This window comes from Pedobacter sp. GW460-11-11-14-TSB4 (assembly GCF_059423705.1).
In genome coordinates this window covers 42934-63771 of record NZ_JBWKYI010000007.1, presented here as the reverse complement: position 1 = coordinate 63771, position 20838 = coordinate 42934, and the positions used below count along the sequence as shown (strand labels likewise).

The 20838-nt window shown below is 40.3% G+C and carries 16 protein-coding genes; 9 read left to right on the top strand and 7 right to left on the bottom strand.

All coding sequences use genetic code 11. The features are described 5' to 3' along the window. Positions 1–74: 74 nt before the first annotated feature. On the bottom strand, positions 75–473 hold the full coding sequence (locus AC07YT_RS09140; RefSeq protein ID WP_086548818.1) for a winged helix-turn-helix transcriptional regulator: 399 nt from the start codon (positions 471–473) through the stop codon (positions 75–77). Positions 474–573: 100 nt separating this feature from the next. On the opposite strand from AC07YT_RS09140, the gene AC07YT_RS09135 reads away from it, so the two are divergent. Together AC07YT_RS09135 and AC07YT_RS09130 are read left to right on the top strand one after the other, a co-directional pair. After that, positions 574–948 (top strand): DoxX family protein, encoded by a 375-nt coding sequence (locus AC07YT_RS09135; protein ID WP_086548819.1) that lies wholly within the window; start codon positions 574–576, stop codon positions 946–948. A 107-nt stretch (positions 949–1055) separates the two neighbouring features. Further along, the gene (locus tag AC07YT_RS09130; protein WP_086548820.1) at positions 1056–2744 is read left to right on the top strand and encodes an arylsulfatase; all 1689 of its coding nucleotides are present in this window, start codon (positions 1056–1058) and stop codon (positions 2742–2744) included. Between the two features lie 78 nt (positions 2745–2822). On the opposite strand, the gene AC07YT_RS09125 is transcribed toward AC07YT_RS09130, so the two are convergent. Next, positions 2823–3017: a hypothetical protein gene (locus AC07YT_RS09125; protein ID WP_086548821.1), complete on the bottom strand. Its 195-nt coding sequence runs from the start codon at positions 3015–3017 to the stop codon at positions 2823–2825. A gap of 147 nt (positions 3018–3164) precedes the next feature. Between AC07YT_RS09125 and AC07YT_RS09120 the strand changes: the two genes are divergently transcribed. Then, positions 3165–4043 (top strand): oxidoreductase, encoded by an 879-nt coding sequence (locus AC07YT_RS09120; protein WP_086548822.1) that lies wholly within the window; start codon positions 3165–3167, stop codon positions 4041–4043. Between the two features lie 68 nt (positions 4044–4111). Next, entirely contained in the window at positions 4112–4915 is an 804-nt protein-coding gene (locus AC07YT_RS09115; protein WP_086548823.1) for a helix-turn-helix domain-containing protein, read from the top strand. A gap of 172 nt (positions 4916–5087) precedes the next feature. Here AC07YT_RS09115 and AC07YT_RS09110 read toward each other — a convergent pair whose 3' ends face one another. From AC07YT_RS09110 to AC07YT_RS09095, 4 genes are all read right to left on the bottom strand, one after another. After that, positions 5088–5312: a CDGSH iron-sulfur domain-containing protein gene (locus tag AC07YT_RS09110; RefSeq protein WP_086548824.1), complete on the bottom strand. Its 225-nt coding sequence runs from the start codon at positions 5310–5312 to the stop codon at positions 5088–5090. Positions 5313–5396: 84 nt separating this feature from the next. Beyond that, positions 5397–6080 (bottom strand): GNAT family N-acetyltransferase, encoded by a 684-nt coding sequence (locus tag AC07YT_RS09105; RefSeq protein ID WP_086548825.1) that lies wholly within the window; start codon positions 6078–6080, stop codon positions 5397–5399. Between the two features lie 78 nt (positions 6081–6158). Continuing rightward, on the bottom strand, positions 6159–6941 hold the full coding sequence (locus AC07YT_RS09100) for an alpha/beta fold hydrolase (RefSeq protein WP_086548826.1): 783 nt from the start codon (positions 6939–6941) through the stop codon (positions 6159–6161). A 101-nt stretch (positions 6942–7042) separates the two neighbouring features. Then, on the bottom strand, positions 7043–8296 hold the full coding sequence (locus AC07YT_RS09095; protein ID WP_086548827.1) for an ROK family protein: 1254 nt from the start codon (positions 8294–8296) through the stop codon (positions 7043–7045). Between the two features lie 228 nt (positions 8297–8524). On the opposite strand from AC07YT_RS09095, the gene AC07YT_RS09090 reads away from it, so the two are divergent. The 4 genes from AC07YT_RS09090 to AC07YT_RS09075 all read left to right on the top strand — a co-directional run bounded on the left by AC07YT_RS09090 (position 8525) and on the right by AC07YT_RS09075 (position 15939). Further along, complete coding sequence (locus AC07YT_RS09090; protein ID WP_086548828.1) at positions 8525–9811, top strand: Gfo/Idh/MocA family oxidoreductase; 1287 nt, start codon at positions 8525–8527, stop codon at positions 9809–9811. Positions 9812–9833: 22 nt separating this feature from the next. After that, entirely contained in the window at positions 9834–13307 is a 3474-nt protein-coding gene (locus tag AC07YT_RS09085) for a DUF1080 domain-containing protein (RefSeq protein WP_086548829.1), read from the top strand. 28 nt (positions 13308–13335) lie between these two features. After that, entirely contained in the window at positions 13336–14790 is a 1455-nt protein-coding gene (locus tag AC07YT_RS09080) for a Gfo/Idh/MocA family protein (protein ID WP_086548830.1), read from the top strand. Positions 14791–14853: 63 nt separating this feature from the next. Next, a complete protein-coding gene (locus AC07YT_RS09075; RefSeq protein WP_086548831.1) occupies positions 14854–15939 on the top strand; it encodes a Gfo/Idh/MocA family protein in 1086 nt (361 codons plus the stop codon). A gap of 339 nt (positions 15940–16278) precedes the next feature. Here AC07YT_RS09075 and AC07YT_RS09070 read toward each other — a convergent pair whose 3' ends face one another. Then, the gene (locus AC07YT_RS09070; RefSeq protein WP_086548833.1) at positions 16279–16728 is read right to left on the bottom strand and encodes an SRPBCC domain-containing protein; all 450 of its coding nucleotides are present in this window, start codon (positions 16726–16728) and stop codon (positions 16279–16281) included. Between the two features lie 138 nt (positions 16729–16866). Between AC07YT_RS09070 and AC07YT_RS09065 the strand changes: the two genes are divergently transcribed. Continuing rightward, entirely contained in the window at positions 16867–20595 is a 3729-nt protein-coding gene (locus tag AC07YT_RS09065; RefSeq protein WP_086548834.1) for a tetratricopeptide repeat protein, read from the top strand. Positions 20596–20838: the final 243 nt, after the last annotated feature.

Genomic DNA, 20838 nt, shown 5'->3' with positions numbered 1-20838 from the left:
AGCCGAATTTTATCATTATCAGTTTTTTGCTTTTTTCGGTAAAAATGGATGGTACAGGCGATTAGATTTAGTGATTAAATTGGCGTACTCATTTCTACTTCAACCGATTCGGTTCGCCTGTTTTTAACTAACCTTTCGCGATGTTTTAGTCCCCAATCCCTTAATTCATCAATTACTCTTTCAAGTGATTCGCTGTAAGGGGTAAGCTCGTAAGTTACCGTAACCGGAGTGGTAGAAAATACCTTGCGGATTACAAATTCATTTAATTCCAGATCTTTAAGTTCTTTCGATAATATTTTGGGCGTAATTTCTCCAAGCGATTTCTGGATTTCATTAAAACGCTGCGGTCCTTCCTGTAAAGAAATAATCAAAGGGAGTTTCCACTTGCCATTTAACACATAGAGTGCATCTTTTACCGCATTTAAACTTGCAGTACAGGTTTCCTTATTTCGGTGTTCTTTTCTTGGGCCCATGGTACAAAGGTATAAGCTTTCGTAAAGGATAGCACTATCCTTTGGGATACTAGTATCTTTTAGATAGTAAAACTACATAAGTTTGCATCAAAAAAATAATATGAAAACAAAAACAATCAAAATTATTTATTGGATATCAACCGCTTTAGTTTCGTTAATGATGACTTTTTCGGCCTACTCGTATCTGACCAATGAAACCATTAAACAAGGTTTTCATCACCTTGGCTTTCCTGATTATTTCAGGGTAGAATTAGCCATTGCCAAAATTTTAGGTGCTGTTGTATTATTGTTACCGATAAAAGGGTTATGGAAAGAATGGGCATATGCCGGTTTCGCATTTACATTTATTTCGGCATTTATCGCACATACGGCATCGGGCGATCCGATCAATAACCGCGTTGGTCCGCTTGTATTTTTAATTGTGTTATTGCTGTCGTATTTTACCTTTCACAAAGCGAAAACAGCATCCGTTTAGATGAAACATTGAAATTTTTAAGCGCTTATAAAACGATTTAGCTGTGTTTGCAACAAATTAATTGATAAAGACGGATCTTCCGTCTTTTTATTTTAATTTAGGTTACTATGCGCATATTTACCCAATATTCTGGCCTGTTTTTAATCTTTATTGTAGCTGCTTTAAGCGCTTTTACCGATAGATCCAAGCACAAGAAAGCCGCTGATAAAAGACCTAATATCATTGTCATCCTTGCCGATGATCTGGGGTTTTCTGATATCGGCTGTTATGGCGGAGAAATTAAAACACCAAATATCGATTACCTGGCTAGCCAGGGTATCCGTTTTAAAAATTTTTATAATACCTCACGTTGTTGTCCAACACGTGCCGCCTTATTAACAGGGCTTTATAACCACAATGCTGGCATTGGTGAAATGACTACCGACCGTGGTGTAGCAGGATACCGTGGTGCCATTACAAAAAATACAGTAACATTGGCAGAGGTTTTAAAAGATGCGGGATATAGAACGGCAATGTCGGGTAAATGGCATGTTGCAAATACCATAGAACAACCTACACCGCAAGCGCAGTTAGATTGGCTAAACCATAAAACATCTTTTCCTTTGTTTTCTCCAATTGATCAATACCCAACCAGCAGAGGCTTTGAGAAATTCTTCGGAACACTTTGGGGCGTGGTCGACTTTTTTGATCCATTTAGTTTGGTAAGTGGTACAACGCCGATTAAAGATGTACCTAAAGATTACTACCATACAGATGCCATTAACGATACCGCCGCAACTTACATCCGTGAATTTAGCAAAGTTGATCAGCCATTTTTTCTCTATGTAGCTGAAAATGCGCCGCACTGGCCATTGCAGGCAAAACCAGAGGATATCGCGAAATATAAAGATACCTATAAAGTTGGGTGGGATGCCATTCGCGAGGCGAGGTATAAGCGAATGGTTGCGATGGGATTAATCGATCCTAAAACAGCTCCTTTATCTCCACGCAAATCGACTGTGAAATGGGAAGTTAATCCTACAAAGGCATTTGATGAAATGGCGATGGCTGTACACGCAGCAATGATTGACCGGATGGACCAGGGCATTGGGCGGATTATTAAAGCCCTAAAAGAAACCAATCAATTGGATAATACTTTGATTGTATTTTTGAGTGATAATGGTGCAAGCCCTGAAGATGCGATGCGCTATGGGCCAGGTTTCGACCGTCCAAGTGAAACGAGGGCTGGCGAAAAAATTGCTTACCCCATTTATAAGAAAGTAATGCCGGGTCCGCAAACCAGTTATACCTCAATCGGCCCAATCTGGGCAAATGTAGCCAATACGCCCTATCAACTGGCAAAAGCACAATCGTACGAAGGTGGTGTGCATACGCCGATGATCGCCTTCTGGCCAAAAGGTATCGCTGCCCAAAAAGGCAGTTATAGCAATCAGGTAGGGCATGTCATGGATTTTATGAGCACTTTTGTCGAACTTGCCAACGCGAAGTACCCCGCCAGCTATAAGGGTAATACCATTAAACCAATGCAAGGCATGAGTTTGGTGCCTGCTTTAAAAGGAAGGGTATCAAACGGACACGAAATCTTATTTAACGAACATTTTAACGCCAGTTTTGTGCGCTCGGGCGATTGGAAAATGGTTAATCTTTCTGGCGATTCTACCTGGCATCTCTATAACATCAAAAATGATCAGACCGAATTGAACGATGTTGCTGCTCAGCATCCTGATAAGGTAAAAGAGCTGAATGCAAAATGGCAAAGCTGGGCAAAGGAAAACCATGTACTACCTAAGAAATAAATTAAAGTTGATCATCCTTGCCTGAAGGCTTTTTTATCAACTGCTTGCCCGGATTCTTGAGTAGGTAGACATCAATAATTACTTTTTCCAGTCTTTTTGCATTTTTTTATAGGCTTTCTTACTAATTTTTGATTTCTTCTTAGACCTCGACTTCCCTTTCTTCTTTCGGGCATTAATATTGTTTACCAATGAATTTTTAACACCGAGCTTATTCTTTTTTCCGCTTTTCTTTTTCTTTTTTTTATTTTTTCCTTTTTTCTTTTCTTTCGCCATAACGCAGGTATTTACTAATTAATTAACAGCAGATTGTAATAAAAGTTCTGATAAACCAGTTGAGCTTTTTAACAAAGTAAATTGAGCCTTAAAGCAAAGCGCTGACTTGGTTATCAACCTACCTTTGATTCATAAAATATAGAAAAAATGAAAAAAGTTTGGTTTATAACAGGAAGTTCCCGTGGATTGGGTCGCGACCTAACCGCACAGGTATTGGCAAAAGGTGATTTGGTTGCTGCAACAGCAAGAAATACCGATGCCTTAAAAGATTTGGTTAAAGAATATCCGGATCAGATTTTTCCGCTTACTTTAGATGTGACCGATTACGATCAGGTACATTTGGCGGTAGAATCGGCTGTAGCCCATTTTGGTAAAATAGATGTTTTGGTTAATAATGCCGGCTTTGGTATTGTTGGTGCAGCAGAAGCTTTTACTGAAGAGCAGGTACGCAGCCAGTTGGAAACAAATTTATATGCACCGATCGAAATTACGAGAGCGGTATTGCCATTTATGCGCAAGCAACGTTCGGGCAGAATTCTTCAAATCAGCTCAATAGGCGGGCGGGTAGGTAATGCCGGAGTAAGTATTTACCAGGCAGCAAAATTTGGGTTAAGCGGCTTTAGTGAAGCCCTGGCAAAAGAGGTAGTGGATTTAGGGATTTATGTAACCTGTGTAGAACCTGGTGGTTTTCGTACCGATTGGGCTGGTGCCTCAATGTCATATGCACCTCGCGTTGAGGGCTATGAATCTACCGTAGAAAAACGCTCAGATTTTTTCCAAAGTGGTCACTTCATACCGATGGGCGACCCGCAAAAAGCAGCGAAAGCTATGCTGGCACTGGTAGAAAACGATGAGCCGCCGGTACACCTGGTATTTGGAAGTGAAGCCATTGGCATGCTTAAACATGCTGATGCTGCCAGAACTGCCGAAATGGAGAAGTGGATGGAGGTAAGTTTATCAACAGATCATGATGAGGCGGAGAATTTCCTGGCAACAGACCTGGGTAAATCTTTTACAAAGGGATAATTTGGTACGTCATTCCCGTGTCGACAGGAATGATAACCTTTCACCATAAATCCATAAATTTGATCAAGATGTCAAATCAAGAGAAACGTCCCAATATCCTGTATTCCTGTTATGCCCAGAAAAGTAGCGAGGGCGAACAGTTTATTCCCAATCATTCGCTGGGTTTGGTTATTGCAGGAACATCAGAAATTTTTATCGGAGGGGAGAAGTTTGTGTTTTCGGATGGCGATTTTCGTTTTTTCAGGCGGAATCAATTAGCCCGGTATACCAAATATCCACCAGTTGGGGGAGAGTTTAAATCCATCAGCATCAACATTGATCAGGATATTTTGCACAGCATCAGCAATGAATATGATCTGCACCTGCAAAAGCCCAATCACGATCTTAAAGGTTTGGCACTTGAAGCAAACAGTTTGCTGAAGAATTATATTGATTCGATATGGCCGTATTTAGACGGAAATAATGGATTTAACCAGGCTTTAATCGATTTGAAAGTTAAAGAGGCGGTAATGATTTTACTGCAAACCAACCCAATATTAAAAGATGTGCTTTTTGATTTTTCGGAACCCGGAAAAATAGACCTGGAAGCCTATATGAATGCCAATTATAAGTTCAATGTAGATATAAGCCGTTTTGCTTACTTAACCGGAAGAAGTTTGGCTACGTTTAAAAGAGATTTTGAGAAGATTTTTAACCTTTCGCCTAACCGCTGGCTGCAGAAAAAACGCTTGAATGATGCTTATTATCTCCTAACCGAAAAAGGCTGGAAATCATCAGACGTATACCTGGAAGTTGGTTTTAAAGACCTGTCTCACTTTTCTTTTGCCTTTAAAAAAGCTTATGGCACGGCGCCTTCAAAGATTGGTGTGTAGTACGCTGTTTTCCAATATAAAAGAGGTTGTGTGATAAAGATGATTTTACCTCAGATGCTGTTATGTTGAGCCTGTCGAAACACCTTAAGGAGTAACTTAAAAGGCCCTTCGACAGGCTCAGGGTGAGAATCTATATCTATGATATAACCTCTTTAAAAATTTAATTTCGTTATTAAACCTTTTTTGGAGGAAGATCGAAGGCTATTGCCTCGTGTTCGAAATGGCCGTTATGTGCACCGTCGCAAAAAGGCTTATTTTTTGATAAACCACAACGGCAGATCGAAAGTACTTCTCTGCCCTGTAAGCCATAAGTATTTCCGTTTCTATCTACAATTTCGAAATCGCCCTCAATTTTAACAGAGCCGTTATTGTTAATGGTAAGTTTTGTTTTAGACATGTATGTGTTAGTTTAGTGCAAAACTAAAACATAGAAACCGCAATTTTTGCTCAGTTTTCTATTTAGAAACATTCTCTTCTTAACCTAAGCCTCTTTTTTGATGACGTAGGCAATCATGTCTGTTCTGATTTCAAATCCCAGTTTATGGTAGAGTTTAATGGCTCCTTCATTATCATTTCTAACGTGCAGAAAGGGTATTTCTGAGCGGAGCAGGATCCGTTTAATCTGTTCCTGTAAAATCTTAAAGGCATAACCCTTGCCTAAGTGATCAGGATGGGTACAAACTGCACTTATTTCGCGGTAAGGACTAGGGTGAAACCGGTGCCCCGCCATAGCAGCCAATTTCCCATCCACAAATATGCCCGTGTAATTGCTAAGGTTAATGGTTTTGGCCAGAAAAGGTCCTGGTTTGGTTAACTCCACAAGATCGAGCATTTCTGTAACATGGTCTACATCAAGATCAGTTATTTCCGTTGCATCTGCTATTGGCATTTCCTTGCCCCGGAAAATAAATTGGAACATGTCGATATGGGTTAGTAACCTCCATTGCTTCGGTATTTCGACCGGTGTTTTGGAGAAAAACACGAAAAGGCTATTCGGAGCGCTGATCTGATATAGGGTGTTCAGATTCTCCTGCGAATTATCTTTTAAGCCGGCAAATGCGGTGATATCTTCATGATAATATTTTACCTCATCACGGCCTTTTGCAACAGGGCTATGACCAGATGTTAAGGCATAATAAATTGGATTATCCAATAGGTGTTCCATTGGTCAAAGATATTAAAAGCTAAATCAGACGAGGGTAATTTTTGGAACGATTCATCCAAAATACGCCTGGTCGCGCAACTATTGGTTTAAAAAAGTTTCCACCAAATGTGCCGTCATCTCAATCGTTTTGTCGCTTACATCCGGATTAAGGTTTTCGCCAATCATAGCGCCATGCACACCAGGTAAAATAACCAGTTGCGCATTTGCAATTAATCTCGACATTTTTACCACATGTTCTGGCCTGATCACATCCCGATCGGCCACCATTAAAAGCGCATCGGAAGTAATTCCCCTCAGATCATCATCGCTCAGGTCGGTAAAATCGAGCATGCGCTGTTTATCCTTCTCGAACATCGTTTGCAGTGCATTTTGATCTGGGTTTACGGCTAAAAAAGCTGTTTTAAGCGGCTCCGGCATATGATCGATGGTGGCATCTCCAAAGCCATTATAAAAGCCTTCAATTAAACCTTCCCGTTGGTAATTGGCCGAAATAACAATGATTTTATTCACCACTGCGGGATGATGTGCTGCGATATGCAAAGTGGTTGTTCCGCCGTTACTAAAACCCAGAAAATTGGCTTTTGCTATTTTTAACTGATTTAATAAAGTGGCCACATCCTTTGCATCCTGTTCAAAAGATTCAGCCTGGTCACGGTCGCTGGTGCGCCCATGGGCCTGAAGTTCAACTGCTAAAACCTGACCGGATTTTGCCAAATGCGGAATAAGTCTGCCAAAGGTAGATTGAATGGTAGAACCACCGCCATGTATTAGTACAAGCGGGATTTCTCCCTCGCCGTAAATTTCATAATACATGTTAATGCCATTTACCTTTTCATGTCCTGCTTTTTTATATGTTTCCATCGGTCTCGGTTTAAATTTTTGCTATACAAATCTAAATAAGCTATCTGAAAATAAGGTGCTGATAACAGACAAATTTAGGGGGATTTGAGCCAGGTGGAATCTTACTTTCTGAGCTTTTTTGCTTTTTTGATGTAGGCACCTAAAAATTGGTCAATACCAGTTGCCGCATATCCCAATAACCGGGAGTTTTCGCCCAGCTCAGAAGAAACTATGGTTGTTTTTTCTCTAATTTGCGTCATGCAATAAGTGTTTATGGCCTGTTGCATGGGTAAGGTGATATATTGTTTGGCCCCGGCAATTTTGCCGCTTAAAATAATCAGTTCGGGATTGAATAACTGGATTAGCACAGCTATTCCTTTGCCCATGTGCGTGCCAACATTGGAGAGCAGCTGAATAGCGTATTGGTCACCTTTATTCGCGGCCTTAATAATCAAAGCGGGTTCAATTCTTTCGAGTTCTTCGTTAGAAAGTTTATTTAGCATCGAGTTTTTACCCGATAATATCCCTTCTTTTGCCATTTCTGATAAGGCGTTTCCCGATGCAATGGTTTCGAGGCAGCCATGTTTCCCGCAGTAACAAAGAGCGCCATTCTCTACAAAAGGCATGTGGCCCAATTCGCCTGAAAAGCCACAGGTACCTTGCCTCAGCTTCCCATCCATTATAATGCCTAAACCCACGCCCCAATCCATTAACAATACGAGTACATTTTTTTTGCCCTTCGCCATTCCGTGCGTAAACTCAGCCATTGATGAGCCATTCACATCATTTTGGATTACTACAGGCATATTTAGCATTTTTTCAAATGCAGCAGTTAAAGGTATGTTTTCGCCATCGCTTAAGAAATAACTGTAGTTTTCTCCTTTTTCCGCATCGATTAAGCCCGGCATACCAACACTACAGCCAATAAACTGTTCACGCTGAATGCCTGCAGATTTTAGAATATCCTGAAGGTGGCTGTGTAAAATATTGAAGAAATCGGTCCTGCTTTTTGAAATGGGTACCAAAACCGTTTTAACATCGAGCACAAAATTATAGTTGTTATCGATGATGGCTATTTTAGTATGAAATAATTCAATATCGATACAGAGAATCAGAATCTTTTTATCCTTTAAACGGTATAGATCGGGCTTTCGTCCGCCAATGGATAAACCATAACCCTTTTTTTCTACCCAGCCTTCGTCAATTAAACCAATCAGAAGTTTCAATATACTCGGGGTACTCATTTCCATGATTTCGCATAAAGTAGAAACTGATGAGGCCCCTAAATTGAAAAGATATTTGATGAGCTTGTGTTTTTGAATAAACTGTTTATCGCTGGTGTTTGATGTTAGGTTATTTAATAGATTAAGATTCATGTCGTTAATTGCACTATTTTGATAAATATAGATAACTTCTATTAAAATTTTATTAAAGTTTTTTTAATTCGTAAAGAAATCAACGATGTTTTGTCTTTATAATAATTTCTTATTAACATTAACCTTGTAATTTTAATCTAACCAAATCGATAAACCAGATGTTCCGGCACCCTAATGCTTTTGGAACCAAACTATCGTATAAGTTTTTTTTACAACACCAATAAACAAATGAAAACTAAAGAAGAACCACAAAAAGACCAGAACACCAGACGCGATTTTATCAAAAAAACTGCAATTGGCCTGGCAGCATTTACCATTGTCCCTAGGTATGTATTGGGTGGGCAAGGCTATCTTGCCCCAAGCGATAAATTAACCAAAGCCGTAATCGGTGTCGGCGGAATGGGTAGAGGCCATTTTGGCTACGAGGGTACCCAGGTTGTAGCCATATGTGATGTAGATCAGAACCACCTTAAGCTAGCGGCATCAATGTTAGATAAAGGCGTAAAAACATTTAGCGATTATAGAGAACTTATACAATTACCTGAAGTCGATATTGTACACATTGCTACCCCGCCTCACTGGCATGGTATAATGGCAGTAGATGCGGCAAATGCAGGAAAAGATATCTGGTGCGAAAAACCAATGACCCATACCATAGGCGAAGGAAAACGAGTGGTAGAAGCGGTAAAACAACATGGTAGAATGTTTAGGTTAAATACCTGGTTTAGGTTTAAAGATACTTTTTACGGAATGGGTACAACTGTAAAACCGATTAAAAAACTGGTTGATAGCGGCATGTTGGGCTGGCCATTAAAAGTAACCGTAAGTAAACATACCGGCTACGACTGGAAGTTTTATTGGGTGGGCAAAGATCATTTAGAGCCTCAGCCCGTACCACCGGAATTAGATTATAATGCATGGTTAGGTCCTGCACCCTATAAACCTTACAATGCCCACCGGGTTCACCAGACTTTTAGAGGTTACTGGGATTATGATGGTGGTGGATTAAGTGATATGGGACAACATTATATCGACCCGATACAATATTTTCTGGGTAAGGATGATACCAACCCGATTTCTGTTGAGGTTGATGCGCCACAACAACATACCGATGCGGTAGGCATTTGGCGCAGAATTACCTATACCTATGCCGATGGCTGCCAGATTATTCTGGATGGTGAAGGTAAAGATGCCAATGTACCTTATATAGAAGGACCAAAAGGTAAATTATATCCGGGTTTTAAATCCGACATCCCTGATCTCGAACGTAAACTGGCGCAATTCCCTGATCCTGATCCGGAGATTGTAGAATTTTCAGAATCGGTAAGAACGAGGAAAAAATTCGCTTTAAATGAAGAGAACGGACACCGTTCATGCAACATTGTAAATATTGGTTTGGCTGCATTAAGATTGGGAAGATCGCTAAAATTCGACCCGGTTAAGCAAGAATTCGTAGATGATGAGGCGGCTAACAGATTGATTAATCCCGTAATGCGTGCACCATTTTCTATTTAAAACATCCCAAAATACGACGATCATGAATAAAAAAATATTATTGGTGCTGTTAACCATTGTAATGCTTTCCAATGCATTATTTACGGTAACGGCCCTGGCTCAGGATAAAAAAGACGAAAGAACGACCACCACACGTATTGCCGATTTACTGGCTCAATTACCAGCCAGAGATGCTGCCCAACTGGAACGTAACATGAAAGAAGTGGCCGATTTAGGTGAGGAAGGATACGTAACCTTAATTAGTGGTTTAACCGCTTCAGCAAAAGGAAATAACGCGCTTATTGAGTACGCCGTAGGCGGTTTTACGGCCTACGCTACAAAAAATGGCCAACAGAACTTAAGGACTATGGCTGTTAGTGCCTATTGCAAATCGCTGGCTAAACTATCCGATAAACAGAATAAAGCATTTATCATCAGTCAGTTCGATTTAGTAGGAAATGATGCTGCGGTATCTTGTTTAACAGATTACTTAACTGACGAGCAATTGGCAGATGAATCATCGAGAGCACTAGCCAAAATTGGTACGGCTTCTGCTACAAATGCATTAATTAGTGGCTTGAGTAAAGCCAACGGTCAGGCCAAAATTGCTATTGTAGAAGCATTGGGGCATACTAATGCTAAAACAGCATCAACCGCTATTGCGCCATTGGCTACCGGAACAGATAAAGCATTAACCAAAGTAAGTTTGTATGCTTTGGCCAATATTGGCGATGCATCTGCTAAAGAAATTTTGGTAAAAGCTGCTGAACAAGCAGGTTATAAATACGACCAAACCAATGCGGTTGCAGCATTATTGGTGTATGCACAAAAGACCCTGGCAACAGATAAAAGCGGAGCAGAAACGATAGCTAAAACAATATTAGAAAAAGCAACAGCTGATGATCAGGTAAATGAACGCATTGCGGTCTTAAAATTACTTTCTGCAGCACAAATCGATCAACAGGTTTTGTTAGCTGCCATGGCTGACAAACAATTCGAATATCGTGCAGCGGCGGTTAAATTTGCCGCTGATGGTGTAAATGATACCAATAGTGCAGCCTGGGTAAACCAGTTAAAAAAGGTGGATGCCCCAACTCAGGTTTCTATTTTAGATATGCTGGCGAATAGTAAAGCAAAATCTGCATTGCCGGCCGTACTCAAATTAATTAAAAGTGACGATCAGCAGGTAAAACTGGCTGCAATTAATACAGCCGTAAAACTAGGCCAGGAAGAGGTTATAGACGACCTGTTGAAGTTAATGAGCAAAGGAGATGCTGCAGATATTGCTGGCATTGCTAATGGTATTTTAAGAATAAAAGGCGAAAGCGTAGCCACTAAAGTTGGCGCTTATCTTCCGAAAGCTAAACCAGAAGTTCAGGTTGCTTTGATTAATATTTTAGCTGCCCGTGCCGCAACAAGCCAAACTGAAGTAATTTATGCTGCATTAAACAGTAAAAAACCTGAAGTGAGAAAGGCAGCATTTCTTTCTTTAAAAGATGTTGCAGCAGCGGAAAATAAAGTACAATTATTTGATCTTTTAAATAAAACCACCGATGCCACAGAACTAACTGCTGTACAAGATGCCATTATTGCTTCGGTAAAAGGATCAGCAGATAAAGAGGCGCAAACCAATGCTATCCTTCAGCAAATGGGTAATACACCTGCTGATAAAAAAGTGCTGTTTTATAAGGTGCTGGGTAGTTTGGGCGGGCAGACGTCGTTAAAGTCGGTATCAGAAGCTTATGCCACAGGTGACGATGCGACCAAAAAAGCTGCAATCGAAGCGCTTTCTTCATGGTCGGATGCAGGCTCAACGGATGCATTGATTAACATTGCCCGTACGACGACCAATCCAGACTTTTTGAACCAGGCGATTGTGGGTTACTTAACTTTGGTAAGGAATACAAAGTATCCTGCCGAGCAGCGTTTACTACTCTTACGCAACGCAATGGCAGTGGCCAAAACCCCTGCACAACAACAGCAGATCCTTAAAGATACCGAACAGGCCAAATGTTTTAATGCCATCGTATTTGCAGGTCAGTATTTAGATAATGCTACTTTACAACAGGCTGCGGCCAATGCGGTGATGAACATTACCATGGCCGGAACCTACAACGGCGACATTGTAAAAGGCCTGTTAAATAAAACCATTGCTGTAATTACCGGAGGCGATGCAGGTTATCAGAAAGAGGGTATGCGTAAGTATATTTCTGAAATGAAAGCCGGCGAAGGCTTTGTTCAGGTTTTTAATGGCAAAGATTTATCGGGCTGGAAAGGACTTGTGGCCGATCCGATCAAAAGATCTAAAATGGATGAAAAAACTTTGGCCGAAGCACAAACAAAAGCTGATGCCGAAGCAAAAGAAAGCTGGAAAGTAATTAACGGCGAACTGCAGTTTCAGAGTCATGGCAATAACCTGGCTACTGTTAAAAAGTATGGCGATTTTGAAATGCTGGTAGATTGGAAAATCATCGACGATAAAAAAGGAGAAGGCGATGCAGGCATTTACCTGCGCGGTACACCACAGGTACAAATTTGGGATCTGGCCCGTACAAAAGTGGGTGCTCAGGTAGGTTCTGGTGGTTTGTATAATAACCAGACGAACGAAAGTAAGCCACTTAAAGTAGCCGATAATAAGTTAGACGAGTGGAATACCTTCAGAATCTTAATGAAAGGCGACCGCGTTACCGTTTATCTGAACGGACAATTGGTTACCGACAATGTAATTTTAGAAAATTACTGGAACAGAAATTTGCCAATCTTTGCTGAAGAGCAGATTGAATTACAGGCACATGGATCGCCTGTAGCTTACCGCGATATCTACATCAAAGAAATTCCCCGTCCAAAACCTTTTGAGCTGAGTGCACAAGAGAAAAAAGAAGGATACAAAGTATTATTCGATGGAACCAACATGCATAGCTGGACAGGTAATACCACCGATTATGTAATTGAAGATGGAAATATCGCCATTCGACCTAAACCAGGAAAAGGATCAGGTGGTAATTTATTCACTAAAGAAGAATTCAGCGATTTCGTTTACCGTTTCGAATTTCAGTTAACCCCGGGTGCAAATAACGGTTTAGGAATCAGAGCACCTTTAGAAGGCGATGCAGCTTATGTGGGTATGGAATTGCAGATACTGGATAATGATGCGCCAATTTATAAAGACCTGAAAGTGTACCAGTACCATGGTTCGGTTTATGGTACTATCCCGGCCAAAAGAGGATTTTTAAAACCTACAGGCGAGTGGAACTACGAAGAGGTAATTGCAAAAGGATCGAAGATTAAAGTGATCTTAAACGGCACCGTAATTTTAGATGGCGATATCGAACCCTTTAAGAAAAACGGAACGCCAGACCATAAAGAACATCCGGGTTTATCACGTGAAAGCGGACATATCGGCTTCCTGGGCCATGGTTCTCCTGTGCAGTTCCGTAACATCAGGATTAAAGACCTGAGCAAGAAAGCGACAGATCAGAAAGAAACAGATGTAAAAGCTGCGGGTAAAAAGAAATAAGTTAAATTAGCATCATAACAAGTTAATAATGATAGAAGATAAGGCAAATTCGAAAACCGAAAATTCGAGAAGAAACTTTATTAAAACAACAGCACTTGCCGCCGCTGGATTTATGATCGTACCCCGCCATGTATTGGGTGGGCCGGGTTTTCTGGCACCAAGCGATCGTTTGCAATTGGCTGGTATAGGCGCAGGTGGCAAAGGAGAGAGCGATATTGCCAGTATTGTTAGGGGAGGGAAAACTGATGTTGCTTTTTTATGCGATGTAGATGATAGAAGGGCGGCAAATTCTTTAAAAAACTTCCCAAAGGCAAAATATTATAAAGATTACCGTGAGTTATTGGATAAAGAAGGTAAAAACATTGATGCCGTAACGGTATCCACGCCCGATCATACCCATGCGCAAATTGCCATGGCTGCTATGCAGTTAGGCAAACACGTGTATGTTCAAAAACCTTTAACGCACGATATTTATGAAGCCAGGATGTTAACCGAAGCGGCAAACCGCTATAAAGTGGTTACGCAGATGGGTAATCAAGGTGCTTCGGGAGATGGGGTAAGAAGACTTCAGGAATGGTACGATGCAGGCAGGATAGGTAAAGTACATACCGTTTACTGCTGGACTAACCGGCCTGTATGGCCGCAGGGTATTTCGTGGCCAACGGGTAAGGCCGAAATACCAAAAGAACTCGATTGGGATTTGTGGTTAGGTAGTGCACCATACAAAGAATATGTAAATAAACTGGTTCCCTTCAACTGGAGGGGATGGTGGGATTACGGTACCGGTGCCATTGGCGATATGGGCTGCCACTTAGTAGAGCCTCCTTTTAGGGTATTGGGTTTAGATACACCCATCAGTGTAGAATGCAGCGTGGGCAGCGTGTACGTAGATGAATTTAAACGTGCCTATTTACCGGAAAGTTGTCCGCCATCAAGCCATGTTATTTTAACTTTTGCCAAAACGCCAAAAACCAAACATGAGGTTCAGGTGCATTGGATGGACGGTGGAATCAAGCCCGAGCGTCCGGAAGAATTAGGTCCTAATGAAAGTTTTGGCGATAACGGGGTGCTTTTTATTGGTACCAAAGGTAAAATGATCTGCGAAACCTATGGCAAAAATCCAAAGTTACTGCCACTGTCGCGTAATGAATCAGATAAAACGAAAATCACTATTCCACGTATCGCTAATCAGGAAGAAGGCCACTATACTCAATTTGCCGAAGCTGCCATTGCCGGTTACGGGAAAATGGAACTGAGTTCGCCATTTGAAATCGCCGGGCCACTTACTGAAACTTTATTGATTGCCAATCTGGCCATTAGAGGAACAGATGTACAGCGCAGAGATGCAGCGGGTAAAATCAGTTACCCGGGCAGAGATATCAAAATGCTTTGGGATAAAGTAAAAATGAAGGTGACCAATTTTGATGAGGTAAACCAGTTTGTGAAACGCGAATACCGCAAAGGTTGGACTTTAGGCGTTTAATTTTGAAAGCCATTACTTTCAACTTTGAAACTTTCAACCTTAAAACGGTACAACTTTAACTGTATGTCGACAGGAAATAAGAATTTAAAAGTATTAGTGGTAGGCTGTGGCAATATGGGTGCTTCCCATGCCACAGCTTATCATACCTTACCAGGTTTTGAAATATGCGGCTTGGTTTCGACGGGTAAAAGCAAAGAAAAACTTAATGAAAAATTAGGTGGACAATATGATTTGTATACTGATTTTTACGAGGCGCTCGAAATAACCAAGCCCGATGCCGTTTGCATCTCTACCTATCCCGATACACACGAAGCTTATGCTATCAAATCTTTCGAAAGCGGTTGTCATGTGTTTATCGAAAAACCATTGGCTGATAGTGTAGCAGGTGCAATAAAGGTAGCAGAAGCCGCAAAAAAAGCAAACAAAAAGTTGCTCGTAGGATATATTCTCCGCTACCATCCATCCTGGGAAAAATTTACTGAGCTGGCTCAGGAAATGGGAAAACCTTTAGTCATGCGCATGAATCTGAACCAACAGAGCCATGGGCCTAAATGGACGGTACACCGTAACCTGATGAAAAGTTTAAGTCCTATTGTAGATTGTGCCGTACATTACATCGATATCATGTGCCAGATGACCCGATCGAAACCTGTACAGGTGAGTGCCATTGGAGCAAGACTGACTGACGATATTCCCGAGTGGAATTATAATTATGGCCAATTGCAGATCCGTTTTGAAGATGGTTCTGTCGGATGGTACGAAGCTGGCTGGGGCCCAATGGTAAGCGATAATGCTTTTTTTATTAAAGATGTTTTTGGCCCGAAGGGATCCGTTTCCATCACGGCTAAAAAAGCAGGTGCTGCAGGGAACTCTGATAACATTGATGCACATACCAAAACCGAATCGATTAAAATACATCATGCCGATTTAGACGAACATGACGAATTCAGCAAAGCCGATGAGTGGGTAGACCTTACTGATGAACCCGATCATCAGGAATTATGCAACCGTGAACAAAGGTATTTCTTAAAAGCAATTACAGAAGATATCGATTTAACCAATGCCACTGACGACGCTGTAAACAGCCTGAAGATTGCTTTTGCCTGTGATGAATCGGTGAAAACTGGAGAAATGATCCGACTGGAATAATACTTAAAATATTCTTGGCTGCGCTACTTTGTGTTATTGTGTAATCTGCTGTTAATTATCATTTTATTTATGTATTTCCGTCCAGCTAGGCCATAGCACCTTATCCTCGTTTCACTCAAGGCCGGCCTAACAAATTTTTCGGGCTCCACTGGACTAGCCGTACCACTAGCTTCGAAAGAAAAATTTTCAGCCGGTGTTTTTTGTTTCTTTTTGACACCAAAAAGAAAGAGCCCATCGGCGGCGGAGAGCCGAGGCAAGGATGAGCCATGGGCAAAAATCAATTAAATACTCCACTCTTATTGAGTTTTACCCAATAAAATTCCCTTCGAAATAACGAAATTATTGCGTGTGTATCTTCAAAAGGTATTCCCCAAGTCTATCCATATTTTCCTTTAACCCCTCCTCCGCTTTATGCACTTTAACTATCGTTTCGCGCATCTCTGCGGTATCGAATAACATTGTCCAGTTTATCCGGCTATCTTCAACCTGTGCTTCAAAAAGAACTGTTGTAAAGAAATGTGGGTTAAAATGTTCGAACACAATTTTTTTAAGTGGAATAATCTCTTTAAAAATACTGCGGTTAGCATAGTCTTTACCATCAGGTCCATGTAAAGTCAGTTTCCATTCACCGCCCGCCTGCAAATCCATTTTATGGATGGTCGCACTAAAGCCTTTTGGCCCCCACCAGTTTTTAAGGTGATCGGGTTTAGTCCAAACCTCCCAAAGCAATTGAATATTTGCTTTGAAAGCTCCCTTAATCTGCATCGATCTGTTTTCTGTTTTTTCCATTACAGCAATTTTTTACTCTGATCATCTAAGTTAAAAAATATTGCACAGACATTAACGCAGTATGTGCGTGGGTATTTCTCACTTATTTTTAATCTAAATTGCTTTGATTCAGATTTGTTTTTTTTATATAATTACAAAATGAAATTTAAACTATTAATTCTCTCAATTCTTGTTTCTTCGTCTATTCAGGCACAAACAAATTTGAACCCAGGTTGGGAATATTTTTTTAAAAACAACCGGACAGCAGCACGCGATTTTTTCACTAAGGCAGCACTTAAACCCACATTTTCTGATGAAGCGAATGTTGCGCTATCTATGATGACAGAAATGGATCGGCCGGCCAATGAAGGTTTTAACTACCTAAATAAATTATCCAATACTTCTAAAAACCCACAGTCATACCTAGTTGCACTTTGGAGCGATTTACCTAATAATGCTTCGAGGATAAAAACGGCGGAGCAATTGGAGTTTTATAAAAAACTGGCAACACGAAAAGATGTTGATGGTACCATTAATGCATTGGCTTACGCATCATTAGGTTCGCATTTCGAAGAAAAAAAACAATATACCGAAGCCGATAAGTATTTCAATAAAATAGGTGAAATCGAAAATTGGTTAATCACGGGCGAATATGAAAATATTTCGACCAGTGGTTTCGATAAACCTTATGATGATATTATAGCCCACCCGGAACTTAATTATGTTTTTACCGGTAAAAAGAACCGCAAATTTAGCTGGAGAACGGTGCCTTATGTAAGACATGATAAATGGTTCGATTTTACCTATTATAACACTTACGAAAATGCATTACAGTTTGCCCAAACTTTTGTTAATGCACCCGCAAGTACCACCGCACAATTAAGAATTGGCGTATCCGGATCGGTAAAGGTTTGGGTAAACGATCAGCTTTTAATCAGTGAGTCTGAAGAAAGAAATAACGACCTTGATGCCTACATCGTACCGGTTAAATTAAACCAGGGCTACAACCGCGTTTTGGTGCAGATAGGCGAGAGTTATGCTGGCCGATCGAATTTTATGCTGCGGTTAACTGATGCCAACGGAACGCCATTAAACAATCTTTCTACTACGAGCACGCCGCAGACATATTCAAAAGAAACAAGTCCGGTTCCTGCGCAGCTAAAACCAGTTGGCTTTAAATATTTCGAAGATGCCCTAAAAGCAAAACCACAAAGCTATCTAAATCAGTTAATGATGGCTAAGCTTTATTTGCGTTTGGGAAATGTGTTCGATGCAAGATTGATCCTGGAGAAACTTAAAAAACGTTTTCCTGAAAGCACCTATCTCAACCTGATGATGATAGAACTGTTTGTTAAAGCCGATAACAGAACCGGTATTGAAACACTCAGGGAAGAAATTAAAACACACGATCCGGAATGTTCTTTAGCTTTGGAACTTGTATACACGGAGCACTTTCAACAGAATGATTATGTGCGTGCAAAGGAAGTTCTTGCTAAACTGGAGAAAATTTACGGAGAGGATGAAGCTGTGCTGCTGAAAAAACTCAATATACTCGGTCAGGAGAAAAAGCAACCTGAAATTATAGCTTTAGTGGAGAAAATTTATCCTCAATATTTAAGTTCAGCTGATATTGTCAATTTAAAATACCTGATTGAAGTACAGATCAGGAAGAACCCTAAAGCGATTGATATTTTGCAGAAATATATTGATGAGAATAACGATTACAAAGCAGCTAAATATGTAGCAAAGTTACATTTAGATAAAGGGGAAACCGACGCCGGTATTGATATTTACAAAAAGGAATTAGCGAACGATCCGGTAGGATTTGCAATCTACACTGACCTTGCAAGTATTTATTATCAGTTGCAACAATACGATGAGGCAGAAAAATTATATTTAAAAGTACTCGAAATTGATCCTAACAATGCATTTGTATATTCTCAGTTAGGTACGCTCTACAATGCAAATAAACAGAAGGAGAAAAGTGTTAAAGCGTACGAAAAGAGCTTACAGATTAACCCTAATAATTACACGGTTATCCAGTTGTTAAGAACACTTCAGGATAAAAAAGCCGTATTCGATTATTTCGACAAACCCGATGTTAAAACCCTGGTGAGCAAGGCGCCGTCTAAAACCGAATATCCTGATGGGCAGGTTGTGGTTTTAAATAATGAAGTGCAGAAAGTTGTATACGAAAATGGCGGATCGGAAGAGAAGCACTTTTTTACAGCAAAAATATTAACCCAAAAAGGACTGGAAAGCTTTAAAGAATATTCGATTTCATACAACAACGATCAGAATTATGCTGTAGAAATAGCGGAGGTGATAAAAGCAAACGGAACAAAAGTTCCTGCCGAAACCAATAACAACGAATTGGTGTTTACAAACCTCGAAATTGGCGATGTGATTAATATCCGTTACAAAATCGAAAATTTCCATGTTGGGGCAATGTCTACTCACTTCTGGGACTCTTTCTATTTTAGCGATGGTTTAGATAACCTTAACATTAAATACTCACTGTTAATCCACCGTGATAAAGCCTTTAAATATGTTTTTTCACAACAGGATATTGCGCCGGTTAAAACAGCGAAAGATGAGTTTGACCTGTATGTATGGGAAAAGAATAAACAGGAAGCTTTGAGGTATGAGGATAAAATGCCTCCAATGGATGATGTAACCAATATGCTTTATTTATCATCTATACCCGACTGGAAATTTATTGCAGATTGGTACGACAATATTGCATCGGCTAAAGCGCGGAGCAGTTATGAAATAAAAACAGTAGTAAACGACTTGTTTGCCGGTAAAAGTAATTTGGATGATTTAACCAAAATCAAGATGATTTATAATTACATCATTACCAACATCGCATACAGTTCAGTATCGTTCAGGCAAAGTGGTATTATTCCTCAAAATCCATCAACGGTTATTAACACCAGAATTGGCGATTGTAAAGATGTATCTACGCTTTTTGTGAGTATGTGTAAGGAGGCTGGAATTACAGCAACGCTGGCTTTGGCTAATACCAGAGATCGCGGACAAAATACGCTATTGTTGCCTAGTATCGAATTTAACCACTGTATCGCCAAATCTACCATCGGAGGGAAAGATTACTGGGTTGAGCTCACTTCCGGTACCTTGCCTTTTAATACTTTCAGCAATACATTTTTGGGTTCTAATATCCTCGAAATTAATAAAACAAGCACAGCGTTGGCCAAGTTTAATCCGGGTATAAGAGGAAGAAATATGATGGGCTACAAAACCGAGGTTAAACTGGAAAATGCCGACATGACGGTTAAAGAGACCAATTGGAATACGGGATCAATGTCTAGCTATATCAGAAGTGTTTTTAACGATTTGAGCAGTGCAGATCAAATCAAGAAAATGAAAGAGGACCTAACCAGTATTTATCCTGAAAACGAGATTTATAACCTTAGTTTTACCAACCTCAATACCTCAAAATCGAGTTCAGATACTGTTGGAACAGCCTGTTCATATAAATTGCTCAACGTAAGTAAAAGTGTAGCGGGCATGTCGATATTCTCTATTCCATGGTCAAACAAGTCTTATGCAACAGCCTTGCAGGTGGTTGCACCGCGGAAATTTGGTATCGATCTTACCCAGCTTTTTGGTGTAGATGAGTCTAATCAGGAACTATCATTAGAACTTCCGACCGGAAAAGCAATGGTTCAGCCTTTTAAAGCTGTTCAACTGAGTAATGATTTTGTCGATTTTAAACTCGAAAGTGTACAGCAGGGGAATAAACTTGTTTTAAAACGGACTTTTGCACTAAAGAAAGATTATGTTCCTTTAGATAAGATCGATCAGTTTAAAGCTTTTTATAAAGAAATGGCCGACGCCGATGATCAGCAACTGGCCATGAAATAAAATGAGCTATTTGTAATTCACTTCGAATTTGTCACGTTAAGCTTGCCGAAATGCTCTTTAAGATGTTTAAAACAGGTCCTTCGGCAAGCTATTGTGACAGATCACAAAAAAGGTCGTCATTGCGAGGAGGAATCCCGAATGTTCGGGAAAGCAATCTTTCAAGCCCATGTTCCTTGCCATAAAGATTGCTTCCCCGAAAGTCATCATCGTGTGCACACATCTTTGTTAGCGTGTATTTTTTGA